This window comes from Azospirillum sp. ST 5-10 (assembly GCF_051225715.1).
Lineage (GTDB): Bacteria > Pseudomonadota > Alphaproteobacteria > Azospirillales > Azospirillaceae > Azospirillum.
Map to the genome: position 1 here is coordinate 130,172 of NZ_JBPJSP010000013.1, position 25,195 is coordinate 155,366.

24 protein-coding genes are annotated in these 25,195 nt (G+C 73.1%); 13 read left to right on the top strand and 11 right to left on the bottom strand.

Annotation, left to right across the window (positions count from 1 at the left end; genetic code table 11):
* Positions 1–13: 13 nt before the first annotated feature.
* The 4 genes from ACSBPG_RS16390 to ACSBPG_RS16405 all read left to right on the top strand — a co-directional run bounded on the left by ACSBPG_RS16390 (position 14) and on the right by ACSBPG_RS16405 (position 3,944).
* Positions 14–910 carry a F0F1 ATP synthase subunit gamma gene (locus tag ACSBPG_RS16390; RefSeq protein ID WP_435538260.1) on the top strand — a complete coding sequence of 299 codons (897 nt, stop codon included), beginning with the start codon at positions 14–16 and terminating at the stop codon, positions 908–910.
* A gap of 62 nt (positions 911–972) precedes the next feature.
* Complete coding sequence (atpD, locus tag ACSBPG_RS16395) at positions 973–2,421, top strand: F0F1 ATP synthase subunit beta (protein ID WP_435538261.1); 1,449 nt, start codon at positions 973–975, stop codon at positions 2,419–2,421.
* Between the two features lie 114 nt (positions 2,422–2,535).
* Complete coding sequence (locus tag ACSBPG_RS16400; RefSeq protein WP_435538262.1) at positions 2,536–2,955, top strand: F0F1 ATP synthase subunit epsilon; 420 nt, start codon at positions 2,536–2,538, stop codon at positions 2,953–2,955.
* Between the two features lie 164 nt (positions 2,956–3,119).
* A complete protein-coding gene (locus ACSBPG_RS16405; protein ID WP_435538263.1) occupies positions 3,120–3,944 on the top strand; it encodes an acyl-ACP desaturase in 825 nt (274 codons plus the stop codon).
* Positions 3,945–3,987: 43 nt separating this feature from the next.
* Here the strand turns inward: ACSBPG_RS16405 and ACSBPG_RS16410 are convergent, their stop codons facing one another.
* From ACSBPG_RS16410 to gpmI, 5 genes are all read right to left on the bottom strand, one after another.
* The gene (locus ACSBPG_RS16410; RefSeq protein WP_435538264.1) at positions 3,988–4,506 is read right to left on the bottom strand and encodes an RNA pyrophosphohydrolase; all 519 of its coding nucleotides are present in this window, start codon (positions 4,504–4,506) and stop codon (positions 3,988–3,990) included.
* Entirely contained in the window at positions 4,503–5,774 is a 1,272-nt protein-coding gene (locus ACSBPG_RS16415) for a divergent polysaccharide deacetylase family protein (protein WP_435538265.1), read from the bottom strand. The genes ACSBPG_RS16410 and ACSBPG_RS16415 overlap by 4 nt, the downstream gene beginning before the upstream one ends.
* 25 nt (positions 5,775–5,799) lie before the next feature.
* On the bottom strand, positions 5,800–7,167 hold the full coding sequence (locus ACSBPG_RS16420) for a S41 family peptidase (RefSeq protein ID WP_435538266.1): 1,368 nt from the start codon (positions 7,165–7,167) through the stop codon (positions 5,800–5,802).
* Positions 7,168–8,589 carry a murein hydrolase activator EnvC family protein gene (locus tag ACSBPG_RS16425; protein ID WP_435538267.1) on the bottom strand — a complete coding sequence of 474 codons (1,422 nt, stop codon included), beginning with the start codon at positions 8,587–8,589 and terminating at the stop codon, positions 7,168–7,170.
* Between the two features lie 91 nt (positions 8,590–8,680).
* The gene (gpmI, locus tag ACSBPG_RS16430; protein ID WP_435538268.1) at positions 8,681–10,243 is read right to left on the bottom strand and encodes a 2,3-bisphosphoglycerate-independent phosphoglycerate mutase; all 1,563 of its coding nucleotides are present in this window, start codon (positions 10,241–10,243) and stop codon (positions 8,681–8,683) included.
* 276 nt (positions 10,244–10,519) lie between these two features.
* Here gpmI and ACSBPG_RS16435 point away from each other — a divergent pair, with 276 nt between their 5' ends.
* Both ACSBPG_RS16435 and ACSBPG_RS16440 read left to right on the top strand, forming a co-directional pair.
* Positions 10,520–10,780 (top strand): AbrB/MazE/SpoVT family DNA-binding domain-containing protein, encoded by a 261-nt coding sequence (locus tag ACSBPG_RS16435; protein WP_435538269.1) that lies wholly within the window; start codon positions 10,520–10,522, stop codon positions 10,778–10,780.
* Positions 10,780–11,124, top strand: a complete 345-nt coding sequence (locus ACSBPG_RS16440; protein WP_435538270.1) for a type II toxin-antitoxin system PemK/MazF family toxin — start codon at positions 10,780–10,782, stop codon at positions 11,122–11,124. The genes ACSBPG_RS16435 and ACSBPG_RS16440 overlap by 1 nt, the downstream gene beginning before the upstream one ends.
* Positions 11,125–11,146: 22 nt before the next feature.
* Here the strand turns inward: ACSBPG_RS16440 and rlmH are convergent, their stop codons facing one another.
* From rlmH to ACSBPG_RS16460, 4 genes are read right to left on the bottom strand one after another with little or no spacing between them, the layout of a single operon-like run.
* Positions 11,147–11,605 carry a 23S rRNA (pseudouridine(1915)-N(3))-methyltransferase RlmH gene (gene rlmH / locus ACSBPG_RS16445; RefSeq protein ID WP_435538271.1) on the bottom strand — a complete coding sequence of 153 codons (459 nt, stop codon included), beginning with the start codon at positions 11,603–11,605 and terminating at the stop codon, positions 11,147–11,149.
* Between the two features lie 35 nt (positions 11,606–11,640).
* Positions 11,641–12,051: a ribosome silencing factor gene (rsfS, locus tag ACSBPG_RS16450; RefSeq protein ID WP_435538284.1), complete on the bottom strand. Its 411-nt coding sequence runs from the start codon at positions 12,049–12,051 to the stop codon at positions 11,641–11,643.
* 32 nt (positions 12,052–12,083) lie between these two features.
* On the bottom strand, positions 12,084–12,725 hold the full coding sequence (locus ACSBPG_RS16455; protein WP_435538272.1) for a nicotinate-nucleotide adenylyltransferase: 642 nt from the start codon (positions 12,723–12,725) through the stop codon (positions 12,084–12,086).
* Entirely contained in the window at positions 12,706–13,986 is a 1,281-nt protein-coding gene (locus ACSBPG_RS16460; RefSeq protein WP_435538273.1) for a glutamate-5-semialdehyde dehydrogenase, read from the bottom strand. The genes ACSBPG_RS16455 and ACSBPG_RS16460 overlap by 20 nt, the downstream gene beginning before the upstream one ends.
* 210 nt (positions 13,987–14,196) lie before the next feature.
* On the opposite strand from ACSBPG_RS16460, the gene ACSBPG_RS16465 reads away from it, so the two are divergent.
* The 4 genes from ACSBPG_RS16465 (at position 14,197) to ACSBPG_RS16480 (ending at position 17,198) form a co-directional block, all read left to right on the top strand.
* The gene (locus ACSBPG_RS16465) at positions 14,197–15,084 is read left to right on the top strand and encodes a c-type cytochrome (protein WP_435538274.1); all 888 of its coding nucleotides are present in this window, start codon (positions 14,197–14,199) and stop codon (positions 15,082–15,084) included.
* A 102-nt stretch (positions 15,085–15,186) separates the two neighbouring features.
* A complete protein-coding gene (locus ACSBPG_RS16470; RefSeq protein WP_435538275.1) occupies positions 15,187–15,966 on the top strand; it encodes an ImuA family protein in 780 nt (259 codons plus the stop codon).
* Between the two features lie 135 nt (positions 15,967–16,101).
* Positions 16,102–16,512 carry a hypothetical protein gene (locus ACSBPG_RS16475; RefSeq protein ID WP_435538276.1) on the top strand — a complete coding sequence of 137 codons (411 nt, stop codon included), beginning with the start codon at positions 16,102–16,104 and terminating at the stop codon, positions 16,510–16,512.
* A gap of 11 nt (positions 16,513–16,523) precedes the next feature.
* Complete coding sequence (locus ACSBPG_RS16480; protein WP_435538277.1) at positions 16,524–17,198, top strand: hypothetical protein; 675 nt, start codon at positions 16,524–16,526, stop codon at positions 17,196–17,198.
* Positions 17,199–17,386: 188 nt separating this feature from the next.
* Here the strand turns inward: ACSBPG_RS16480 and ACSBPG_RS16485 are convergent, their stop codons facing one another.
* Complete coding sequence (locus tag ACSBPG_RS16485; RefSeq protein WP_435538278.1) at positions 17,387–17,554, bottom strand: hypothetical protein; 168 nt, start codon at positions 17,552–17,554, stop codon at positions 17,387–17,389.
* Between the two features lie 198 nt (positions 17,555–17,752).
* Here ACSBPG_RS16485 and ACSBPG_RS16490 point away from each other — a divergent pair, with 198 nt between their 5' ends.
* A complete protein-coding gene (locus ACSBPG_RS16490; protein WP_435538279.1) occupies positions 17,753–18,466 on the top strand; it encodes a tRNA-uridine aminocarboxypropyltransferase in 714 nt (237 codons plus the stop codon).
* Here the strand turns inward: ACSBPG_RS16490 and ACSBPG_RS16495 are convergent.
* Positions 18,455–23,827, bottom strand: a complete 5,373-nt coding sequence (locus ACSBPG_RS16495; protein WP_435538280.1) for an AMP-binding protein — start codon at positions 23,825–23,827, stop codon at positions 18,455–18,457. The genes ACSBPG_RS16490 and ACSBPG_RS16495 overlap by 12 nt on opposite strands.
* A gap of 185 nt (positions 23,828–24,012) precedes the next feature.
* Here ACSBPG_RS16495 and ACSBPG_RS16500 point away from each other — a divergent pair, with 185 nt between their 5' ends.
* Together ACSBPG_RS16500 and ACSBPG_RS16505 are read left to right on the top strand one after the other, a co-directional pair.
* Positions 24,013–24,441, top strand: coding sequence for a DUF1489 family protein (locus ACSBPG_RS16500; RefSeq protein WP_435538281.1), 429 nt, complete (start codon positions 24,013–24,015; stop codon positions 24,439–24,441).
* Between the two features lie 63 nt (positions 24,442–24,504).
* Positions 24,505–25,014, top strand: a complete 510-nt coding sequence (locus tag ACSBPG_RS16505; RefSeq protein WP_435538282.1) for a pyridoxamine 5'-phosphate oxidase family protein — start codon at positions 24,505–24,507, stop codon at positions 25,012–25,014.
* Positions 25,015–25,195: the final 181 nt, after the last annotated feature.

A 25,195-nucleotide genomic window follows, 5' to 3' on the forward strand; every position in this document is an offset into this window, starting at 1 on the left:
ATGAAGGGCCGGCATGCCTAGCCTCAAGGACCTCAAGAACCGGATCGCCAGCGTCAAGTCGACGCAGAAGATCACGTCGGCCATGAAGATGGTGGCCGCCTCCAAGCTGCGCCGCGCCCAGGAGCAGGCCGAGGCGGCCCGGCCCTTCGCCGAGCGCATGGGCCGCATGCTGGCCTCGCTCGCCGGCAACGTGCAGGGCGGCGGCAACGGCCCGAAGATGATGACGGGCACCGGCTCCGACCAGGTGCAGCTCCTTCTCGTCATCACCTCCGACCGCGGCCTGTGCGGCGCCTTCAACGGCTCCATCGTCCGCGAGGCGCGGCGCACCATCCAGCGCCTGCAGGCCGAGGGCAAGACGGTCAAGGTGATGACGGTCGGCCGCAAGGGCCGCGACCAGCTGCGCCGCGACTACGCCTCGCTGATCGTCGAGACCTACGAGGACGTCGGCCGGCGCCGCCTGTCGTTCGCCGACGCCGACGGCATCGCCAAGAAGATCAACGAGATGTACGAGGCCGGCGAGTTCGACGTCTGCACCGTCGTCTACAACAAGTTCAAGTCGGCGATCTCGCAGGTCGTCACCCTGCAGCAGCTCGTGCCCTTCGCCGTCGAGGCCCAGCCGGGCGCCGCGGCCGCCGATGCCGCGGGCGAGGCCAAGGCCATCTACGAGTTCGAGCCGGACGAGGAGCAGATCCTCGCCGAGCTGCTGCCGCGCAACCTGTCGATCCAGGTCTACCGTGCCCTGCTGGAGAGCGCCGCCAGCGAGCAGGGCGCGCGGATGACGGCGATGGACAACGCGACCCGCAACGCCGGCGACATGATCAACCGCCTGACGCTGACCTACAACCGCACCCGCCAGGCGTACATCACCAAGGAGCTGATCGAGATCATCTCCGGCGCCGAGGCGCTCTGACGTACGTACGGCCGACCGACCGGTTCGTTTGACATTTTCGAGTTCCGAGGGAGCTTTACCCCATGGCTAAGAAGACCGAAGCCCCGGCTTCCACCAACGCCGTCGGCCGCATCACCCAGGTTCTGGGCGCCGTCGTCGACGTGCAGTTCGAGGGCGACCTGCCGGCGATCCTCAACGCGCTCCACACCCAGAACGAGGGCAAGGTCCTGGTGCTCGAAGTCGCCCAGCATCTGGGCGAGAACACGGTGCGCACCATCGCCATGGACTCCACCGACGGCCTCGTCCGCGGCCAGGAGGTGACCGACACCGGCGCCCCCATCTCGATCCCGGTCGGTCCGGAGACGCTGGGCCGCATCATCAACGTCATCGGCGAGCCGATCGACGAGCGCGGCCCCATCGGCAACAAGGCGGTCGCGCCGATCCACAAGCCGGCCCCCGAGTTCGTCGACCAGTCGACGGAAGCCCAGGTGCTGGTCACCGGCATCAAGGTCGTCGACCTGCTGGCGCCCTACGCCAAGGGCGGCAAGATCGGCCTGTTCGGCGGTGCGGGCGTCGGCAAGACCGTGCTGATCATGGAGCTCATCAACAACGTCGCCAAGGCGCACGGCGGTTACTCCGTGTTCGCCGGCGTCGGTGAGCGCACCCGCGAGGGCAACGACCTCTACCACGAGATGATCGAGTCGGGCGTCATCAAGCTCGACGGCCCGGGCTCCAAGGTGGCCCTGGTGTACGGCCAGATGAACGAGCCGCCGGGTGCGCGCGCCCGCGTCGCCCTGTCGGGCCTGTCGGTCGCGGAGTACTTCCGCGACGAGGAAGGCCAGGACGTGCTGTTCTTCGTGGACAACATCTTCCGCTTCACCCAGGCGGGCTCCGAGGTGTCGGCGCTGCTCGGCCGCATCCCCTCGGCGGTGGGCTACCAGCCGACCTTGGCCACCGACATGGGTGCCCTGCAGGAGCGCATCACCACCACGAAGAAGGGCTCGATCACCTCGGTGCAGGCCATCTACGTGCCCGCCGACGACCTGACCGACCCGGCCCCGGCCACCTCCTTCGCCCACCTCGACGCGACGACGGTGCTGTCGCGCCAGATCGCCGAGCTCGGCATCTACCCCGCCGTGGACCCGCTCGACTCCACCTCGCGCATCCTCGACCCGCGCGTCGTCGGCGAGGAGCACTACCAGGTGGCCCGCGACGTGCAGCGCGTCCTGCAGACCTACAAGTCGCTGCAGGACATCATCGCGATCCTGGGCATGGACGAGCTGTCGGAGGACGACAAGCTGGTCGTCTCCCGCGCCCGCAAGATCCAGCGCTTCCTGTCGCAGCCGTTCCACGTCGCCGAGGTGTTCACCGGCACCCCGGGCGTGCTGGTGCCGCTGGAGGAGACCATCAAGGGCTTCAAGGGCATCGTCGCCGGCGACTACGACCACCTGCCGGAAGCCGCCTTCTACATGGTCGGCACCATCGACGAGGCCGTCGCCAAGGCCAAGAAGATGGCGAACGAGGCCGCCTGATCCGCCGGCGCGCCCCGGTCCGGGGCGCGCCGCTCGTCAGACGCCCGTGGGCAAGCGTACACGCCGTCCCCCGCCCCGCCCGGGCGGGGGATCGGCTGAAGGGGCAGGACAGCGATGGCCGATAAAGTCGAATTCGAACTGGTTTCCCCGGAGAAGCTGCTGAACGCGCAGCCCGTGGACATGGTGGTGGTGCCCGGCAGCGAGGGCGACTTCGGCGTGCTGGCCGGCCATGCGCCGATGATCTCGATGGTGCGGCCGGGCGTCATCGACATCTACGAGGGCGACCGGGTGATCGACCGCGTGTTCGTCGCCGGCGGCTTCGCCGAGGTGACCGAGACCCGCTGCACCGTGCTGGCCGAGCAGGCCATGCCGGTGGCCGAGATCGACCGCGCCAAGGCGGAGAAGGAGATCGCCGACCTCTCCGAGGACCTCGACGACGCCAAATCCGACGCCGAGCGTGCGGAGGTCGAGGCCCGGCTGGCGATCGCCCGGGCCAAGGTCGACGCGGTGGGAGCCGGCGCGGCGGCGCACTGAACGTTGTTGCAACGCAGCCACGGCGGTCCGGGAGACGGCCACCGCATGGCTGGGGAACGAGCTTCGACGTTGCATCACCGAATCCCGGCCATACATTGAGTGTCGCAGTGCGCGCCCCCATCGTGGGGCGCGCCGTCGATTCCGACAAGGAGTGCGGCAGGGACATGGCGCAGTTGCATTGGAACTACCAGGACCTTCCCTGGGATCGCCTCGACCGCAGCAAGATCGATCCCGACCTCGTGCCGCTGATCAAGGCGGCCGCCCTGGTGGAGTTCAACGCGGACGACTACACCGCCTACCTCTGCAACGTGTTCCACGACGACCCGGAGTTCCAGCAGGTGGCCCGGGAGTGGGCGGTGGAGGAGGTCCAGCACGGCCGGGCCCTGGGCAAATGGGCCGAGCTGGTCGATCCGGAGTTCGATTTCGAGCGGGCGGTGCAGCGTTTCCGCGCCGGCTACCAGGTGCCGATCGACCTCACCAAGTCGGTGCGCGGGTCGCGCAGCGGCGAGCTGATCGCCCGCTGCATGGTGGAGACCGGCACCAGCTCCTACTACGCCGCCATCGGCGATCTTACCGACGAGCCGGTCCTCAAGGAGGTCTGCCGGCACATCGCCGCCGACGAGCTGCGCCACTACAAGATCTTCTACGTGCACGCCAAGCGCTACCTCGACAAGGAGCAGCTTTCGAAGGCGCGCCGCCTCTGGGTGGCGATGTCGCGGATCGGCGAGACGGAAGACGACGAGCTGGCCTACGCCTACTATGCCGCCAACGCGCCGGAGGAGGCGCCGTACGAGCGCAAGGCCTACAACGCCGCCTACAAGCGGCGCGCCTACGGCTGCTACCGGCCCAAGCACCTCGACCGCGGCATCGCCATGATCTTCAAGGCCTGCGGCCTGAAACCGCATTCCATGATGTTCAACGTCGCCACCAAGGCCGCGTGGTGGTTCCTCGACAGCCGCGCCAAGCGCCTGGCCCGCGCGGGGGCGTGAGGCGGGGCCGGCGCCTCCGCGCCGGGCGGCGCCGGCCCCCCCGTCAGCCGGCCCGCAGCCGCTCCAGGACCGGGGCGAATTCCTCCAGGACGGCGCGGTAGACCTCGCGCTTGAAGGGCACGATGAGGGCGACGAGGCGCTCGGGGTCCACCCATTGCCAGGCGTCGAACTCGGGATGCTCGGTGGCGAGGTCGATGTCGGCGTCGCTGCCGGTGAAGCGGGCGACCACCCAGACCTGCTCCTGGCCGCGCCACCGCCCCTTCCAGACCTTGCCCAGGAGGTGGTCCGGCAGGTCGTAGCAGAGGGTTCCCCTGGTCTGCGCGACGATCTCGGCACGGTCGCTGCCGATCTCCTCCTTCAGCTCGCGCAAGGCGGCCTGCGGCACGGTCTCGCCGTCGTCGATGCCGCCCTGGGGCATCTGCCAGGCGTCCCGGGTGTCGAGGCGCCGGGCGACGAAGACCTGGCCCCGGGCGTTCAGCAGCATGATGCCGACGCAGGGCCGGTAGGGCAGCGACTCCCGGTCGATCGTCCGGCCGTCCTTGGTTCTCCTGCCGTCCTTCATCCGCCGAGGCCCTTCTGCATGTTGACGACCGCCGAGACCGGCGCCAGGACGATCCCGCGGTCCTGCAGCCCGGTCGCCCAGAGCTTGATCCGCTCGATGGTGCTGGGGTAGGGGAAGCCGATGCCGATGGCGGCGCCCTGGGCCTTGGCGATGCGCTCCAGCTCCTTGAGCTGGTCGTCGATGGCGCCGCGCGACAGGTCGCGGTCGATCACCCGGTCGATGCGGGCCCGCGGCACGCCCGCCTCGGCGGCGAGCTCGGGGCCCTTGCTGCGCGGCGCGGTGCCGGGGTCGACGTAGAGCAGGCCGCGCGCCTTGAGGGTGTCGACCAGCGGCCGCATGGCGTCGGCGCTGGCGGTGAACTTGCCGCCGCTGCTGCTGGTCACGCCGACGTAGCCGACCGCCTTGGCCAGCGACCACAGCAGGCGCTCCTGGTTGCGGTCGGCCGAGAGGCCGGTCAGCAGGGCGTTGGGACCGGGGTCGTTGCGCGGGAAGCCCTCCGGTTCCATGGGCAGCGACAGCATGACCTCGTGCCCGTCGCCGCGGGCCTTCTCGATCCAGGTGTCCAGGCGTTCCCCGAAGGGGACGAAGGCCAGGGTCACGGCGCCCGGCAGGTTCTGCAGGGCGTTTCCGGTGGTCACCCCGGACAGCCCCATGTCGGACAGGATGAGGGCGATGCGCGGCCGCGGATCGTCGGCGGGAAAGGGGCGGGCGTAGACCTGCCAGGGCCTGCGCCCGTTGCCGGCGATGCGCGGGAGCGGTCCGGCCCGCGTCTCCTCGACGAGGCCGGACGCCGGAGCCGGCGCCATCGTCACCCGGGCGTCCGGCGCGGTGGCCGCAATGGCCGCCGCGGCCGGCGCCGGCGCCGGCGCCACGGGGGCGGCGGCCGCCTCCCGGTGTCCGGACGCGTCGTGTCCGGACGTGTCGGCGCCGGCGGCGTGGGGGGCGGGAGCCGGCGGAGGGGCGGCGTGGTCCGGCGCGGCGTGGGCCGCCGCCGCGGGCGTCGGGGCGGCGGCCGGGGCGGCACCGCCGTCGACGGCGACGGTGATGTGGGGGATGGCCGACCGCCACGCCTCCGCCGCGCCGTCGCCGCGCACGGCGAGCCAGCCGGCGCCGCCCGCCAGGGCCAGCAGCAGGGCGGCGTAGGCCAGCGCCACCGCGGCGGGGCGCCGGCCCGCCGCGGCGCGGGGGCGTGCTCCCCCGCTGCCGCGCCGCGGCCACAGGGACCGCGGCGAGGCCTTGAGACGGCCCAGCAGGGCGGTGGCGTTCAACGGCGCTCTCCGGCTCGGCTCCGGCTCAGTTGGTGGCGGCGCGGGCCTGGAACAGGGCGACGCCGCGCAGGAGGTCGAGGGCGCGGGCGAGCTGGTAGTCGAACGGCGGCTCGGCGTCGTTGTCGTTGGCCGCCTCGCCGGCGGGCGCCGCCGGTGCCGTCTCGGGGGTCGCCGGCGCTGCGGCGCCCGGACCCGGCGCGGGCTTCGGCTCCTCGGCGGCGGGTTCCTGCTTCTTCAGCGTGTCGTTCTCCAGCGAGCGGCGCAGGTCGGCCTCGCGGCGCCGCGCCGCCAGATCCTCCTCCTCGAGCCGCGCCTGGTGCACCTCGATGTCCGGCGTGATGCCGAGCTGCTGGATGGACCGCCCGGACGGCGTGTAGTAGCGCGCCGTGGTCAGGCGCATGGCGCCGTGGCCGGGCAGCGGGATGATGGTCTGCACGGAGCCCTTGCCGAAGCTCTGGGTTCCCAGGACGATGGCCCGGCGGTGGTCCTGAAGGGCGCCGGCGACGATCTCCGAGGCCGAGGCCGAGCCGCCGTTGACCAGCACGACCAGGGGTATCCCCTTGATCATGTCGCCCGCCTTGGCGTTGTAGCGGGTGCCGTCCTCGGCCTGGCGGCCGCGGGTGGAGACGATCTCGCCCTTGTCGAGGAAGGTGTCGGAGACCGAGACCGCCTGGTCGAGCAGGCCGCCCGGGTTGTTGCGCAGGTCGAGCACGAAGCCCTTCAGCTTGTCGCCCAGCTCCTGCTGGAGCGAGCCGATGGCCTTCTCCAGCCCGGCCTGGGTCTGCTCGTTGAAGGAGGTGATGCGGATGTAGCCGATGTCGCCCTCGGGACGGAAGCGCACGGACTGCACCTTGATGACGGCGCGGGTCAGGGTCACCTCGAAGGGCTCGCCGGATTCGCCGCGGCGCACGGTGACCTTGATGTCGGTGCCCACGGGGCCGCGCATCTTGTCGACCGCGTCGTTGAGCGACAGGCCCATGATCGGCTCGCCGTCGAGGTGGGTCAGCAGGTCGCCCGGCTGCAGGCCGGCGCGGAAGGCCGGGGTGTCGTCGATGGGCGAGACGACCTTGATCAGGCCGTTCTCCATGGTCACCTCGATGCCCAGCCCGCCGAACTCGCCGCGGGTCTGCACCTGCATGTCCTGGAAGTTCTTCCGGTTGAGGTAGCTGGAATGCGGGTCGAGCGAGGTGAGCATGCCGCCGATGGCGGCTTCGACGAGCTGCTCGTCGGTCACCTGCTCGACGTATTCGGCGCGCACGCGCTCGAAGACGTCGCCGAAAAGGTTGAGCTGCCGGTAGGTCTCCGACGTGTTCGTGTCGGCGGTGACCGTGGCGACGCCCGCCCCCAGGAACACCAGCGCCGCTGCGGCGGCGGCTCGCTTCATCATCCTCATCTACCCTTGTCCTTTCCCCTCCGGAGCGCCGACGCCGCGCTGCGGATTGATGGGCTGGCCGTGTCTTCGCAGTTCGTAATACAGTTCCGGGGAGCCGTCTGCCGCGCCCGGCGTCAGACCAATCGGCTCCCCGGCCGCCACTTTCTTCCCGACGGCCGTGTCGATCCGGCCGAGTCCGGCAATGAGACTATGATATCCATTGCCGTGTTCGACGATCAAGATTTGCCCATAGCTGCGGAACGTCCCGGCGAACACCACCGTCCCGGCCGAAGGGGCTACCACCGGCGCGCCGGCCCGGGCTTGGATGGTCAGGCCCCGGCTGGGCGCGCCGTAGCGGTCGGCTTGGCCGTAGCGGGTGACCACCCGCCCGCCCGCCGGCTGGCGCAGTCCGCCGCCGAGCGACGGGATCGATGATGGAGGTAGATCGGAAGCGCGCGGCAGGGATGCAACCTCTTTCGGAGCGTCCCTGGCCGCATCGCGCGCCGCGGCTGCGGCGGCGGCCGCCTTCTTCTCCTCGGCCTTCTTCTCCTCGGCCTGCCGCGCTTCGGCCGCCGCGCGTTCGGCCGCCGCGGCCCTGGAGGCCTCGGCGGCCTCGGCCAGCCGGCGTGCCGCCTCGCGCTTCTCGGCGTCGCGGCGTTCCGCCTCCTGCCGCCGCGCCTCGCGGCGCTCGGCGTCCAGCCGCTCCGCCTCGCGGCGGGCGGCCGCTTCGAGGGTGGTGCGGCGCTCGGCCTCGATGCGCTCCATGAGCTGGCGCAGGTCGCCGGCCTGGGCCGCCAGGCCCGCCATGTGGCGGGCGACGCCCTGGCGCTCCTGCTCGGTCTGGCGCGACAGCGCCTCGCGGCGGGCGACGAGCCGGGCGATCTCCGTCTGGCGGGCGTCGAGGGCCGCCCGCGCGGCCTCGGTGCGGCGGCGCTGCTCCACCAGGCGCTCGCGCACCTCGGCGAGGCGCTGCAGCGCGCTCGCCAGCTCGTCGGCGCGCGAGCGCAGCACGGGCACGGTGTCGCGCAGCAGGAGGGCCGAGCGCAGGGTGTCGACCGGGCCGCCGGGGCGGGCGATGGCGACTTCCGGCGGCACCCGCGACAGCCGCTGCAGGGCGGCGAGGAGGCGGGCGATCTGCTCACGCTCCTCGTCGAGGCGGACGGTCCGCTCGCCTTCCTCGGCCTCCAGGGCGCGCAGCGTGTCCTCCAGCTCGACCAGCTCGCCCTCCTGGGCGCGCGCCTGGTCGGCCAGGTCCACGAGCTGGCCGCGCAGGGTCTCCAGCTCCGCCTCCAGGGCCTCGGACTGGCGGTCGAGGACGCGGCGGCGGGCCTCGTCGGCCTCGATCTCCTGCTCCACCCGCCGGAGCGTCTGGTCCGGCCGCTCCTCGGGCGCGGCGGCCGCCGCGCCGTGCAGCGCCAGCAGGGCGGGCAGGACCAGCGCCACCGCGCGGCGGCGGCGGACGGGCCGGATCCTCCGGTCCCGGTCGGGTCGTGGGTGCCTGCGGCCCTCCGTCGCCATGCGGTTGCGGCTGCTCCTATTCGGCCGCGGCGCGGACGGCGGTGCGGTCCAGCAGGCTGGCGCCGGTCATCTCGTCCGGCTGCGGCAGCCCCATCAGGTCGAGCAGGGTGGGGGCGACGTCGGCCAGGCGGCCGCTGCGGATGCGCGCGCCGGCCGGGCCGTTGATGAGCAGCAGCGGCACCTTGTCGAGGGTGTGGGCGGTGTGCGGCCCGTTGGTCTCGGGGTCGCGCATCAGCTCGCAGTTGCCGTGGTCGGCGGTCAGCAGGATGGTGCCGCCCTGGCGGCGCACCGCCGCTTCGAGCCGGCCGACGCTGCGGTCGACGGTCTCCACCGCCGTGATGGCGGCGTCGAGCTTGCCGGTGTGGCCGACCATGTCGGGGTTGGCGTAGTTGATGACCACCAGGTCGTAGGTGCCGCCGTCGACCGCAGCCACCACCTTGTCGGTGACCTCCTCGGCCGACATCTCCGGCTGCAGGTCGTAGGTCGCGACCTTGGGCGAGGGCACGAGGATGCGGTCCTCGCCCGGATACTGCCGCTCCTCGCCACCGTTGAAGAAGAAGGTGACGTGCGGATACTTCTCGGTCTCGGCGATGCGCAACTGCTTCAGCCCGGCCTGGGAAACCACCTCGCCCAGCACCCTGGTCAGGGATTTCGGCGGAAAGATGGTCGACATGCGGGCGGCGAGGTCGGCGGAGTACTCCACCATGCCGACCGTGGCGGCCAGCTTGGGCGGCGTGCCGCGGTCGAAGCCGGTGAAATCGTCGTCGACGAAGGCGGCGAGGATCTCGCGCGCGCGGTCGGCGCGGAAGTTGGCCATCAGGATGGCGTCGCCGTCCTTCATGCCGGCGTAGCCGTCGATGACGGTGGGCAGGATGAACTCGTCGTGGGTGCCGGCGGCGTAGCTCTGGTCGATCGCCGCGATCGGATCGGCGGCGCGCTCGCCTTGGGCATGGGCCAGGGCGGCGTAGGCCTTGCCGACGCGGTCCCAGCGCTTGTCGCGGTCCATGGCGTAGTAGCGCCCGCTCACCGTGGCGACGGTGACCCCGGGCAGGCCGTGGACGTCGGCCATGAACTCGGCCACCTGGTCGCGGGCCGACTGGGGCGGCACGTCGCGCCCGTCGGTGAAGGCGTGGACGTCGACGGCGACGCCCTCGTGCGCCAGCACGGCGGCCAGCGCGGCGATGTGGTCCTGGTGGGAATGGACGCCGCCCGGCGACAGCAGCCCCATGAGGTGGCAGCGCCCGCCGGTGCGGCGGAGCGTCGCGGCCAGCCCGGCGATGACCGCGTTGCGCTCGAACTCGCCGTCGGCGATGGCGTGGTCGATCATCACCAGGTCCTGGCGGACGACCCGGCCGGCGCCCAGGTTCATGTGCCCGACCTCGGAGTTGCCCATCTGACCCTTGGGCAGCCCGACCTCCTCCTCGCTGGCGTCCAGGAAGGCGCGCGGCTCGCTCTCCCAGAGGCGGTCGAAATTGGGCGTGTCGGCCAGCGCGACGGCGTTGTCCTCCCGCTCCTGGCGGTGGCCCCAGCCGTCCATGATGCACAGAACGACGGGACGGGGACGCTGGGCTTCGGTCATCGCGGGTCCTTTCTCCGAGGGAGCACGGGGATCACGGGGGATGGTTGAACGCGTATCGATTGTATTTTTGGCGCGCACGACCCCTGTCCCGCCGGGGCGGGGGGCCGGTCTTGCGATGCAAACTTAGTCGCCGCCCGGCACAGCGTCAATTCGCGCCCGCCGGTTGCGCTGAACCGCGCCGGGATGGCCGAAGACCGATTGGTTCGAGTCCGATCGCTCTTGCCGAGCGGTGGAGTCCAGCGTATGTATATCCATGAGTAGATACGGAGGGCCGGCATGCCGGACGACACTGTGAGGACCGGGAAGATCGCTCGGTGGGGCAACAGCGCAGCGGTGAGGCTTCCCGCCGCCGTGCTTGAGCAGGCGCGTATGGGCACGGACGATGCCGTCGAGGTGGTGGCGCGCGACGGGGAGATCGTCATCCGGCGGCAGCGCCCGCGCGTTACCCTGGACGACCTGCTGACCCGCTTCAACCCGGAGAAACACCGCCACGACCTGATCCTCGACGCTCCTCCCATCGGCAGAGAGACCCTCTGATGGCCTACGCGCCGGATCGTGGCGACATCGTCCTTCTGAATTTGTCGCCACAGGCCGGAAGCGAGATGGCGGGAGAGTACCGCTGCCTTGTGCTGTCCGAGGCGCGTTTCAGCATCGCCACCGGATATGCCGTCGTCAGCCCGATCACCACAAAGATCAAAGGATCTCCGTTCGAAGTCCAGATCCCGCCAGGATTGAAAGCGAAGGGATGCGTGGTCGCGTCGGAAATCCGCACGATCGACTATATGGCCCGCGGAACGCACTTCCTGGAGAAGAGCCCGCGGGACTTGGTCGAGCTGGTGCAGGACGTCGCCTGCGCCATCATCGGCCGTCCCGCTCCCTGACGCCGTCGCCCGTCCGCGCCACTCATGCCCGGTGATAGGGGTGCCCCGCCAGGATCTGCTGGGCGCGGTAGAGCTGCTCGGCCAGCATGCCGCGCACCAGCATGTGCGGCCAGGTCATCGGGCCGAAGGAGAGCAGCAGGTCGGCGCGCCGGCGCACCGCCTCGCCGTGGCCGTCGGCGCCGCCGATTAGGAAGGCGACGTCGCCGGCCGCGCCGTCGCGCCAGCCCTCCAGGCGCCGGGCGAAGGCGGCGCTGTCCAGGGCGGCGCCGCGCTCGTCCAGCGCCACCGCGACGGCGCCGGCGGGGATCGCGGCGAGCAGCAACTCGGCCTCCTGGCGCTTCAGCTCGTCGGGAGGGAGGCGCTTCTTCACCTCGACCTCCCGCAGCGTCAGCGGCCACATCAGCCGGCCGGCGTACTCGTCATAGAGGTCGCGCGCCGGACCGCCCTTGGCCCGCCCGACCGCGGCGAGCCACAGGCGCATGGCACCACTCCCTCGGGTCGCGACGCGTCAGGCCGTCAGGCCCACAGGCGCTGGACGTCCATGGCCGGCGCCGCCGGCGCCTCCAGGCCCCACATCTTCTCGATGTTGTAGAAGCTGCGGACCTCGGGGCGGAACAGGTGGACGATGACGTCGCCGGCGTCGATGAGCACCCAGTCGCACTGCGGCACCCCCTCCACCTCGACGTGGCGGACGCCGAGGTCCCTGATCTTGTCGCGCAGGCGGTCGGCCATGGCGGCGATGTGGCGGGCGTTGCGGCCGGAGGCGACGATCATGTAGTCGGCGATGCTGGTCTTGCCGGCGAGATCGATGACCACCACGTGGTCGGCCTGATCGGCGTCCAAGGACTGCTCGATGAGCGCCTTGAGGTCCCCGGGCTCCGGGAGTGCCTGGGGAACAGGCGTGGGCCGCACGGTCGTGGCGGCCATGTGCAGGTGCGTGTTGATGGTTCCCACCTCTGTCAATCGGGTTCCGATCCGCGGGCCCGCGCCCGCCGGATCGCCGTCGCCGAGGCCGGGTGCAGCGGGTTGCGCAGGAACGCCCAGGCAGGAGGCGCCATGACGGCAAGTTCCCGAACACGCTGTTCGGACACCCGACGACGGGCATAGCGTCGGGCGGCCACACCCCCCAACGCACTAAGAGAATAAGTCGGCCGGCTGAAGACCGCAATGGGCACCATCCGGAAGATTTTCGTCCAGTGCTGCCAGCGGGGAATCTGCCGCAGGTTGTCGGCGCCCATCAGCCAGACGAAGCGGGTGCGGGGGAAGCGCCGCGTCAGCTCGGCCAGGGTGTCGGCGGTGTAGCGCGTGCCGAGATCGCACTCCAGGGCGGTCGGCACGATGCGGGGGTGGCGCGCCGCGGCGCGGGCCGAGGCGAGGCGCTCGGCCAGGGTGCCCATGTCGGCGGCGGACTTGAGCGGGTTCTGCGGGCTGACCAGCCACCACACCTGGTCGAGCCGCAGCCGGCGCAGCGCGTAGACGCTGATGTGGCGGTGCCCGGCGTGGGCCGGGTTGAAGGAGCCGCCGAGCAGGCCGACCCGCAGCCCGGCGTGGAACGGGCCGGACCGCGGGTGCGGCGCGGACCTACGGTCGGGTCTGCCCATCACCGCGGACGACGTACTTGTAGCTGGTGAGCTGCTCCGCCCCGACCGGGCCGCGGGCGTGGAACTTGTCGGTGGAGATGCCGATCTCCGCCCCCATGCCGAACTCGCCGCCGTCGGCGAACTGGGTGGAGGCGTTCCACAGCACGATGCCGCTGTCGACCCGCTGCAGGAAGCGCTCCGCCTCCGCCCCGTCCTCGGTGACGATGGCGTCGGTGTGGTGGGAGCCGTGGCGGTTGACGTGGTCGATGGCGGCGTCCACCCCGTCGACCACGCCGCAGGCGATGATGGCGTCGAGATACTCGGTGTCCCAGTCCTCGGGCGTCACGGGGACGACGCGCGGGTCGGCGGCCTGGGCGGCGGCGTCGCCGCGCACGGCGCAGCCGGCGTCCAGCAGGTCCTTCACCAGCGCCGGCAGATGGGTGGCGGCGACGGCGCGGTCGACCAGCAGGGTCTCCGCGGCGCCGCAGATGGAGGTGCGGCGCATCTTGGCGTTCAGCACCACCCGGCGCGCCTTCTCCAGGTCGGCGCCGGGGGCGACGTAGACGTGGCAGTTGCCGTCGAGGTGCTTGATGACGGGGATGCGGCTCTCCTCGGCGATCCGCTGGATCAGCGACTTGCCGCCGCGCGGCACGATGACGTCGATGTGCTCGCGCATGGTCAGCATGTGCCCCACCGCGGCGCGGTCGGTGGTGGGGACGAGCTGGATGCAGGTCTCGGGCAGGCCGGCGGCGCGCAGCCCGTCGGCCAGGCAGGCGGCGATGGCGTGGGACGAATGGAAGCTCTCCGAGCCGCCGCGCAGCACCGCGGCGTTGCCCGACTTCAGGCACAGGGCGCCGGCGTCGGCGGTGACGTTGGGCCGGCTCTCGTAGATGATGCCGACGACCCCCAGCGGCACCCGCACCCGCTGGATGCGCAGGCCGTTGGGCCGCGTCCACTCGGCCATCACGGTGCCGATCGGGTCGGGCAGGTCGGCGATGTCCTCCAGTCCCTTCGCCATCGCCTCGATGCGGGCGGGGGTCAGGGTCAGGCGTTCGACCAGGGGGGCCGCCAGGCCGCGGCCGCGGGCGGCGGCGATGTCGCGGTCGTTGGCGGCCTGGATCTCGGACGAGCGCGCGCGCAGGGCGGCCGCGGCGGCGCGCAGGGCCGCCACCTTCGCCGGCGCCGGCGTGTTGGCCAGCACCGCGGCGGCGGCGCGCGCGTTGCGGCCGATGGCCAGCATCTGATCGGCGAGGGGGGCGGCGGTTTCCTGGAGCGCAGACACGGGGAAGGGTTCCTTACGTTCGCGAAGCCGGTTGAGGGGCGGACTGTAGCGGATCGCCCGCGCCCGGCAAAGCGCGCGTGTCCCGCGCGCCACGCAGGGCCGGTCCCGTACCCGAGCCCCGGCCCGCCGGCCATGTTTGCCGTTGGTCGGCGAACGATTGCCTGGATAGCGTCCGCTCCCGCAACACCCGACGAACGGGGAGGGAGAGAGATGAGCACCATGAATCGGCACGGCGCGACCGTGCTGGCGGCCGGCGTGGTCCTGGCCGCGATCACCATGTGGGCCCACGCGGCGGCGGCCGGCGCGGCCGACGCGAAGGGCGCCCTGGTGGAGCGCGGGCGGGTGCTGATGAACGGCATCGTCGCCTGCGGCAACTGCCACACGCCGCAGGGGCCGGACGGTCCGGTGGCGGGCATGGAGCTGGCCGGGGCCGGGCCGATGAAGGACGCGGCCTTCACCGTCTACCCGCCCAACCTGACGCCCGATCCCGAGACCGGGCTCGGCCGCTGGACCGACGCCCAGATCGTCGCGGCGATCCGCGACGGCGTGCGCCCCGACGGCTCCCTGATCGGCCCGCCCATGCCGATCCATTTCTACCGGCACATGGCCGACGAGGACGCGGCGGCGCTGGTCGCCTATCTCCGCAGCATCCCGGCGGTGAAGAACGCGGTGCCGAAGTCGGAATACCGGATGCCGCTGCCGGCCTCCTGGGGGCCGCCGGTCGGTGCGGTCCCGGCGGCGGCGCGCGACGACAGGGTCGCCTACGGGGCGTATCTCGCCACCGCGCTCGGCCATTGCATGGACTGCCACACGCCGCGCCTGCCGAACGGCGCCCCCGACATGGAGCGTCTGGGCGTCGGCGGCATGGCGTTCCCCGGGCCCTGGGGGGTCACCGTGTCGGCCAACCTGACGCCGGACCGCGAGCACGGCCTCGGCGGCTGGAGCGACCGGCAGATCAAGGACGCCATCGCCAGGGGCGTGCACCCCGACGGCCGGCGCCTCAACCCGCCGATGGCCTTCGCCTGGTACGCCAACATCCCGGAGGCGGATCTCGACGCCCTGGTCGCCTATCTGCGCAGCCTGAAGCCGCAGCACTGACACGCCGGCCGTCCGCGGACTCCCCGCGGCGGCCGGATCGTGCTAGAACATTCCAGGAACATTGCCGGCGTTCCCGAAGGCCGGCGTCCCTGGAGGTTCGCCATGCCCGCCCGCCCGTCCGCTCCCGTCCCCGCCCCGGCCCGCGGCGCCGCGCTCGGTGCGCTGCGGGCGCGCATCCGGCGGCTGGAAGGGATCGGCGGGGTGGCGGAGGGGCGGGCGCTGCCGCTCGGTCTGGCGGATCTCGACGCGGCGCTGCCCGACGGCGGCCTGCCGCTCGGCTGCCTGCACGAGGTGGCGGCCGCCGACCCCGGGGCCGGCACCGCCTTCGCGGCGGTCCTGCTGGCCCGGCTGGTGGCGGTCGGGCGCGGGCCGGCGGTGTGGATCGTGCGCGGGCGCGACCTGCACGCCCCCGGCCTCGCCGCCTACGGCCTGGGACCGGAGCGGCTGATCGCCGTGCGGGCGCGCCGCGACGCCGAGGCCCTGTGGGCGATGGAGGAGGCGCTGCGCTGCCGCGCCCTGGCCGCCGTGCTGGGCGAGGTGGGAACGGTCGACCTGACCGCCAGCCGCCGCCTGCAGCTCGCCGCCGAGGCCGGCGGGGTGACGGGGCTGCTGCTGCCGCGGGACGCGCGCCCGGGGGCGGCCAGCGCCGCGGTGACCCGCTGGCGCATCGCCGCCGTGCCCAGCGTGTGCCGTCCCGGCGAGCCGGGCGTGGGGGCGCCCTGCTGGCGGGCGGAGCTGCTGCGCTGCCGCGGCGGCCGGCCGGGCGCTTGGTGGTTGGAGTGGCGCGACGGCGCGCTGGTCGCGGCGGAGGCCGCGGCGGGGGCGGCGGTCCCGGACGCGGTCCCGGCCGGGACGGTCCTGCCGCTGGCGCGGCGTGCCTGAGAGTATCGGGCGGGACAATCGGAGGTAGGGTTGTCGGTGACATCGACATTTTTTCGCACTACCTCTCTTGGCGCACGCCTCCCTGGTCGGCTATCCTCCGCCGCGTCCGGACCGAACGTCCCGAGGGAGTGCCCCATGCGTCGAATGCTCACCGCGTTGCTCGTCGTCCTGCTCGCCTGCGGGCCGGCCGCCGTGCACGCCCAGACCGTGACCGAGCCCGTGCCCCAGACGGCTCCTCCGGCGGCGGCCCCGGTGACGCCCGACACGGCGCTTCCCGCGGAGGTCCCGCCGGCGGCCGGGCCCGAGGCCCCCGCCCCGGTGGCGGCCGGCGACTACTACCCGGTGGTCATCGGCCTCGGCGCCATCGCCGGCGTGGTCGGCTTCAACCTGGTGGCGCTGGGCGTCGGGGCGGTGCCGGGCGGGGCGGCCTACGCCGCCGGCATGATGGTGCCGGCCGAGATGTCGGTGGCCATGAGCCGGGTCTACGCCATCACCAGCGCCGTCGCCGGCGCCTGGGTCGCCAACTATCTCTACAGCGCCGAGTGAGGGGAACCGCCATGCGCCGGATGCTCGCCGTCACCCTCGCCGGTTCGCTGGCCCTGGCCCCGGTCGCCGTCCAGGCCCAGGACGCCGCCGCTCCGCCGGCGGTCCCGGCCCCGCCCGCGGCGGTCGCCGACCCCGTCCTGCCGGCTCCCGGGCCGGCTCCCGGGCCGGCCCTCGGATTGCCCGCCCCGGCGTCGCCCGAAGCCGCCGCGGCGGACGATGCCGGCGGCTGGACGGTCAACCGCCAGCTCATGGCGGTGGGCGCCGGCGCCATCGTCGGCATCGTCGCCTTCAACGTGCTGGCCGCTCCGCTGGGCACGGTGCCCCTGGCCGGCGGCGCGCTCGCCGCGGTGCCCTACGACGTGGCGCTCGGCAGCCGGCTCATCGCCACCCTGTCGGGCGGCGCCGGCGCGCTCGCCGCCACCTACGCCTACGACCAGTGGACCGGCCACGAGACCGATTACAAGTACTGGCTGGCGCTGGGTGCCGGCGCGCTCGGCGGCGTCGCGGTCGGCAACGTGCTGAGCGCCGGCATGCTGGGCCGGATGCCCTACTATGTCGGTGCCGGCGCGGATTCGGTGGGGGTTCCCATGGCCTCGGCCGCCTCGCAGGCCTTCAGCCGCATCGCCGTCATCGCCTCCGGCGTGATGGGCGCCTGGGTGGCGGACTGGGCGTACAACGCGCAGTAGGCATCTCCGCCTGCCTTCGATCCGACGGCGGAGTCCACGGGACTCCGCCGGGAGGGACGGTTGGCCGCAGCACCCCTGTGGCCCGGCGCTGGTAAAAAATCGCGAACCGTTCAGGTCGATTCACCGGCCATGTCCGGATGCCGTGCCCGGATGCCAGGCACGGCACCGTCGATGACCGGACGGACGGCTCAGTAGTTGGCGGTCCAGTCCGGGACCGGGCGGGGTTCGTCCGCCTCCTCGGCCGGGGCGCGGTCGTACGGATAATCGATGTACAGCGGGAGTTGCCGGGCGATCTCCGCGGCGCGTTCGGCGCGCCGGCGCTCCAGCTCGCGTGCAGCGACATGGGCGGGAACCATGGCAAGCCTCCTTTGTGGGCTGCGGGCCCGGGCTTCGGGACCAAGCTTCGGGACGGGGCGGCGCCGGTCGTCCGATCCGGCCCCTCTTGTCCTTACCTGTGTGTCTGAACGATATCATGCAAGTTCCGGACCCGCACTTGACACAGGTCATGCGTTCCGCCCCATAGTGCCGCCGACCCGCGTCCTGCCGAGACCGTCATGCCGATCCCTGCCGAAATCTGCGCCAATTGCCTAAAGCCTCAGCATCTGTGTGTCTGCGAGGCCATCGACCCGATCGACAACCGCATCGGCGTCGTCATCCTGGAACACCCGCAGGAGAAGCGCGAGATCCTGGGCACGGCGCAGATCGCCCGCCTGCAGCTCAGGAACGCGGTGGTCAAGGTCGGCCTGTCCTGGCCCGGCCTGAAGCGCATCCTCGGCCGCGAGGTCGACCCGCGGCGCTGGGGCGTGCTCTATCTCGGCACCGCCAAGCAGTCGACGGGCGGTCCGCAGGAGGAGATCGCCGCCGTCGACAAGAACGGCAAGCCGCTGCCCGACAGCGCCGAGATCCTCGCCGGGCTGGAAGGCATCATCCTGCTGGACGGCACCTGGAGCCAAGCCAAGACCCTGTGGTGGCGCAACGCCTGGCTGCTGAAGTGCCGGCGCCTGGTGCTGCACCCGCACTTCCGCTCCCTCTACGGCCAGGCGCGTCGGGAGCCGCGGCGGGAAAGCGTGTCGACCCTGGAGGCGGCGGCCTTCGTGCTGTCGCGCCTCGAAGGCGACCCGGCCCTGTTCGACCGCATGCTCAAGCCGTTCGCGCTGCTCCTCAAGAAGACGCGGGCGCCGCGCCCGCGCCCGCAGCTCCCGCCGGCCCCGGACCGGGCCCCGGACCGGACCGAAGACCCGGCCGCGCCGCCGGACTCAGCCTCCTGACGCCCGGGCGGCCCAGGCGATCAGCAGTTCGTCGCGCGACGTCAGGCCGGGTTCCGGCAGGGCGTGGTTGACCACCGCCTTGGCCGCGCCGCCCGTCACCTCCGGCAGCCGGTTCTCCCACATCGCCTGGTGGAGCGCCGGCAGGGTCTCCCAGGCGCCGAGATGGACCGGCGGCACCCGCACCGCGCCGGACGCGATGATGCGGTTCAGCGCGGCGATCTCGGCGGCGTTGCAGAGGTGGGTGCCGACGATGGCCGCCGTCGGCATCAGGATGCGGCGCTGGCGCATCCACACCTGGGGGGCGTAGAAGCTGTAGCGGCGCCCGTCCATGTCGCCGCAGTAGACGACGCGGCCGGTGTGCGGCTTGACCAGCATGGTCGCCACCGCCAGGGTGTCGCGCCGCGCCCGCTCCACCACCAGGTCCGGCATGCCGCGCGGGTTGTCGGCGGCGCGCAGCAGGCGGCCCACCGCCTGGCCCAGCGGCTTGAAGGTCTCCTCGGTGAAGAGGCGCACCGCCTCCTTGAAGGCCGCCGTCTCGGCCTGCGGGTCGGGCAGGTCGGGCATGGTGTCGGGCCAGCGGAAGTGCGGCACCCGGCGGCGGATCTCGGCCAGCGACACCGCCCCGGCCAGCGCCTCGCCATAGCCCAGCGACAGCACGAAGTCGCGCTCGGCGTCGCTGTCGGTGACGACGCACAGGCGCGCTCCGGCGGCGCGCGCCGCCTCGATGGCGGCCAGCGCCAGATCGTCGCGCAGCCCGACCGCGCCGGCGCCGTAGAAGACCAGCACCGCCTCGCCGGGGGTCAGGCGGGCCCGGCGCAGCATCGCCGCCGGCTCCGCCGCGCCGGGCTTGCCGAGGAAGGTCATGTGGTAGCCCGACGAGGCGCCGAAGAAGGTCAGGCTGCCGCCCTCGGCCAGCGCCTGGAAGGAGCGGGGGAAGCTGGTCTCGCCGGCGTGGCTGACGGCGTGGTCGACCAGGGCGCCGCCGTTGGCCGCGCGCACGGCATCGAGGAACGGCGCGCCGGCGGCGGCCCAGGCCGGCCACGCCGCCGGGTCGGCGGGGACGCGGGTGAAGGCCTGCGCGAAGGCGGTGCGGTCGACCGCGCCGGCGCCGCGTCCGGCCAGCGCCGCGGCGCGGCCGGGCGAGGACACCATGCCGGTGACGGCGAGGCGCCGCGCCAGCGCCAGCTCCACCGTCCAGGCGCCGGTGCCGCCGGCCGCCCCCTCGACCAGCAGCCGGGCGCCGGGCCGGGCGTCCAGCGCGGTGAACAGGGCGCGGTAGGCGGTGCCGGCGGCCAGCATGTAGCTGCCGGCCTGCTCCAGGGTCAGGCCGGGCGGCGGCGGGAAGAGCTGCGGTCCGTCGGCCAGCATGAACTGCTGGTGGCTGCCGTCGGGCGACTGGTAGCCCTGGATGTGGAAGGCGGTGACCATGGGGTCGCGCCCGGCCTCCGGGTCCATCAGGTCGGACACGCCGGAATAGACGGCGACGAGCTCGCCCACCTGCAGCCGGCCCTCCGCCTGCAGCGCCTCGCCGAGCCGCGCCACCAGGGCGATGCCGCCGGAGCCGGTGACGTGGACGTCCTCGTCGTGCTCGTCGAACAGCGAGACGGGGATGCCGGTGATCGCCCAGATGTCGTTGTAGTTGACCTCCGAGGCCAGGACGTAGAGCAGCGCCTGGGTCGGGCCGGGTTCGGGCACGGGGATGACCACCGCGACCTCGGCGGTGGCCGGGTCGCCGTGGGCGGCGGCTCCCGTCTCCAGGTCGCGCACCACGGCCTGGGCGACCTGCCAGCGCGGCAGCGGCGTGGCGCCGGGGACGAAGGGGCTGCCGACCGGCAGCACCGGGCCGCCGGGCCGCGGCCGCGCCGGCAGGGGCGGCGACTTCTTCTCCAGGAAGAGGGCGATGCCCTTGCGGGCGCCGTGCCGGGCGTCCAGCAGGAAGCGCGCGAAGGCGTCGATCTCCGCCGCCGAACCCGCGTCGAACCCGTCGCGCAGGCCGGTCTCCACCAGCCGCGCGACGGTCTCCGCCACCGCCCCGCGGCCGACGGAACGCGCTTGGCGCAGCAGGCGCTGTATTCCCTCCCCTAGCCCCGCTGGGGGAGGGTTAGGGTGGGGGCAAGGTCCGGCCGAGAAACCGTGCCCCCACCCCGACCCTCCCCCGCCGGAGGCGGGGGAGGGGGAAAGGGCGAGCTCCCGCGCCGTCGCCTTGGCCAGGGTCAGGGCGTCGTCGGCGCCGCGGGCGACGCGGTCGACCAGGCCGATCGCCAGCGCCGTCTCGGCGTCCACCGCCCGGCCCGACAGCAGGATCTCCAGCGCCCGTTCCACGCCGCGCTCCGGGTCCTTGCGCAGCAGCAGGCGGGGCAGGCGCTGCGTGCCGCCGTAGCCGGGGGGCAGGAACAGGTTGATCTCCGGCTGGCCGAGGCGCGCGCGCGGGTCGGCGATGCGGAGGTGGCAGGCCATCGCCAGCTCGCAGCCGCCGCCGAGCGCCACGCCGCGGATGGCGGCGATCACCGGCTTGCCGAGAGTCTCCAGCGCCCGGAACACGGCGTGCGCCTTGGCCGGCAGGGCGCGCGCCTCGTCGGCGTCGTGCACGTCGTCGAGGAGCTGGCGGATGTCGGCACCGGCGACGAAGCTGCGCCCGCCGGCCCCGGCGATCACCACGGCGCGCACGTCGTCGCGCCGCGCGAGGTGGTGGACCAGGGTGTCCAGCTCGTCCAGCAGGCGGTCGGACAGCGCGTTGACCGGCGGGTTGTCGATGGTCACCGTCGCCATCCGCACGCCCTCGGCCAGGGTGTCGTACTGCACGGCGAGGAAGCGCTGGCGCTCCAGCAGCCGCTGCTCGTCGGCCCGGCGCTGGCCGCGCTTCCACGCCGCCACCCGGGCCGCCAGCTCGGGCAGGCACTCGGGGTTGCGCAGGGTCGAGGTGTCGCCGAGCGGCTCGTCGCCCATCAGGGCGGTGAGGAAGCGGCGCATGTACTTGCCCGAGCGCGTCTCGGGGAAGGCCGGCACGGCGACGATCTCGGAGGGCACGGCGACGGCGCCCTTCTCCTGGCGCACCAGCTCCTTCAGGCGGCGCTCGTCGTCGCCGGTCAGGGTGCGCCCCTTGGCCGGCAGCACGAAGGCGACCGGGGTCAGGCCCTTCTCGCGGTGGGGGGCGCCGACGACGATGACGTTGCCCACCGGGCTGTCGGGGTTCACCTGCTTGTCCCGCAGGATGGCGCCTTCGATCTCCTCCGTGCCCATGCGGTGGCCCGACACGTTGATGACGTCGTCGGAGCGGCCGTGCAGGCTGAACGACCCGTCGGCGTGGCGGCGGGCGAAGTCGCCCTGCAGGTAGGCCCACACGGGCCGTCCGTCGGCGTCGCGGAAGCGGCCGAAATAGGTCCTGACGAAGCGGTCGAGGTCGCCTTTCCAGTCGGGCCGGCCGACGCCCGCGGCGTCGCCCCAGATGGTGCGGGCGAGGTAGGGGTAGGGGGCCGTGACGACGATCTCGCCCTTCTCCTCGAGAGCGGCCGGGCGGTGGCGCACGCGCCCCTCGGCGTCCGCTTCCCCCTCGGCGATCCAGACGTCGCCCATCACCCAGGGCAGGGGGTAGGTGTGGGCGTCGGCCCGCAGGCGCAGGTCGGGGTTGCCGTAGGGGTGGGTCCAGACGATGCCGCCGTGCTCGGTCGCCCAGTAGGAGTTGATGTACTGCGGCGTCATCAGCGCCATGCCGAAGGCCTGGACGGCGGGGCTGGTGGGCTCGGCGCAGAAGGTGGCGACCCGCAGGCTGGAGCGGTCGTAGCGCTCCACGTCGGCGCGGTTCTCCGGGTGCGTCATCACCGTCTTCAGGAAGGTGACGCCGGCCTTGAAGATGGTCACCCGGTGGCGCTCGACGATGGAGGCGAAGCGGCCGGCGTTGGGGAAGACCGGCGCTCCTTCGGTGACGATCCCGGGGATGCGCGCCGCCAGCGCGGCGGTGATCAGGTAGCTCTGGCCGGTGATCCAGCCGGGGTCGGCGACGACGTACAGGACGTCGCGGCCGGGCAGGGCGTCGAAGGCGACCGCCATGGTGTGGGCGACGCCGGCGACGTAGCCGCCGTGCACGTGCACCACCCCCTTGGGCTTGCCGGTCGAGCCCGAGGTGTAGATGACGAACAGCGGGAACTCGGCGTCCACCGGCCGGCACGGCACCGCCCGCCACAGGGCGGCGCACAGCGCCCGGTCGTCGAGTGCCCGCAGGGCGTCGAGGTCGGCCACCCCGGCGGCGGCGCAGACGGTGCCGGCGGCCGTCTCCAGCAGGTCGTGGGCCCACACGTCGCGGCCCTCGACCCAGGCGATCTCGGCGAGCCCGGCGTGGCGCACCACCACCACCCGCTCCACCCGCGGCGGTGCGGCGGCCAGCGCCTCGGCGACGCTGGCGCGCAGGTCGGCGAGGGCCCGGCTGTCGACGCCGCCACCCGCGTCGAGGGCGCGGCCCAGCGCCCGCATGACGTCGGCGGGGGCGACGGTGATCTCGCCGGCCAGCGCCGCCTCCACCGCCCGGGTCAGGGCGCCGGCGTCGAGGCCGGGCCGCCCCTCCAGCGCCCGGCCGACGATGGCGAGCGCGGCCGGCAGGGCGACGAAGCGGTCGAGCGCCGGGTCGGTGTAGGCCTCCTTGAAGGGCACGGTCTCGGCGTTGCGCGAGGCGCCGTCGGCGGTGATCACCACCCGCGCCCCGGCGTTCTCGATGCGGTCGGACAGCGTCTTGTCGGAGAAGCCGCCGAACACCGGCGTGTAGATGACGCCGAGCCGCTTGGCGCCCTCCGTCCAGACGATCTGGTCGAGGATGTTGGGCATGTTCAGGGCGATGCGGTCGCCCGGCCCGAGGCCGAGGTCGCGCAGCGCCTGCGCCGCCAGCACCGAGCGCAGCAGCAGCTCGCGCCGGGTCAGCGCCGTGTGGTGCACCGGGCCGCCGCGGCCGCCGTTGGCGGCGGCGTCCCAGCGGTCGCCCTCGTACCAGTAGGCGGTCTCGGCGCCGTGACCGGCCGCGACGTGGCGGTCGACCTCGTTGAAGGCGGCGTTGGTGCGCCCACCGGCGAACCAACGGTAGAAGGGGGCGTCGCCGTCGTCGAAGGCGGTCCGCCACGGGCACCAGTCCGCCCGCTCCACCGGCAGGGCCGTGCGCGCGTCCCAGCCGCGCCAGCGGCCGTCGTCGTCGCGCGACAGCCAGGCCGCGCCGTCGAACCAGTGGATCGTCCGCGCCGCGATGGCGCCGTGGAAGGCGCCGGGATCTTCCAGGCAGGCGGCGCGCTGGCTCCGCCAGTCCTCGGCCGTGCGGATCGGGTTGACGGCGACGTCCTGCGGCAACGGCGGAACGGTCACGCCCGCGGCGTGCTCTTCCATCGGCTTCCTCCCCTTCGCGGTCCTTGCGGGTCTCTTGGCCGGCCGGGGCCGGCGGGAGCCACTATAGCGCGTCCGGGGACCGCGCCGGCAGTCCGGCGTGACGCCCGCTCTGGACAGGAGGCGCCGCCGCTCCCATTGTGCCGGCCCGTTTTCGGGAATGGGCCCCACCGTCCGGTTCTGCCAGCATGCCGCTCCATCTGATCAAGCTCGCCGTCGGCGTCGACGATCTCGACCACATCGCCGCCCTGCAGGACCGCCGCGTCGAGGTGCGCGACGGCCGGCGGGTGGTGCCGGTCACCACCCGGCAATTCCCGAAGCGCGCCGAGGAGATCCTCGACGGCGGCTCCCTCTACTGGGTGATCCGCGGCAGCGTGGCCGTCCGCCAGCGCGTGCTCGCCGTCGACACCGCCCGCGACGTCGACGGCCGGGGATTCTGCATCCTCCTGCTCGATCCCGAACGCACGCCGACCGTGCCGACGGCGCAGCGGCCGTTCCAGGGCTGGCGCTATCTCGAGGCCGCCAAGGCTCCCGCCGATCTCGCGGCGGCCGGCGGCGCCGGCGATGCGCTGCCGCCCCATCTCGTCGCCGAGCTCCGCGAACTCGGGCTGCTCTAGGAACCTTCGCCGCTGCGCCCGGTTGTCCGGCGTCGTACCGCGAGACCGAGAGAGGCGATTCCGATGGCACGCTCCGCTTCGAACGAGGACGCCGCCGAGAAGCTGTGGCACCTGATCAAGGACATGCGCGTGGCGATGATGACCACGGTCGAGGAGGACGGGACCCTGCAGTCCCGCCCCATGGCCGTGCTGTCGCACGCCGGCTTCGACGACGCCACCCTGTGGTTCTTCACCCGCGCCGGCTCCGACAAGACCCACGCCCTGGCCGGGCATCGGCAGGTCAACCTGGCCTATGCCGACACCGGCGACGAGACCTACGTCTCCGTCGCCGGGACCGCCACCCTGGTCCGCGACCGCCAGCGCATCGAGGCACTGTGGCGGGAGCCGATGGCGACCTGGTTCCCCAAGGGGGTGGAGGATCCCGAGATCGCCCTGATCCGGGTCGACGTCAGCAGCGCCGAGTACTGGGACGCGCCGTCGGGCGCCATGGTCTACGCCTACGGCTACGCCAAGGCCAAGCTGACGGGCCAGCCGCCGAAGCCGGGCGACAACGCGACGGTGCGCTTCCAGTGAGCGCGCCCGGCGAGCGAGCGGGGGCCGGCCGACAGTCCCGCCAAAAAAGAAGCCGAGGGTGAAAAAAGCGCTTGCGTCGGGTTCGGGAGGGGACCTATAACCCCCTCCACCGACGCGGTGGCCGGTTGGCCGGCGGGTCGGGCGGGGTGACGAGCCCCACGGGTTCGGAGGATACGGCGGC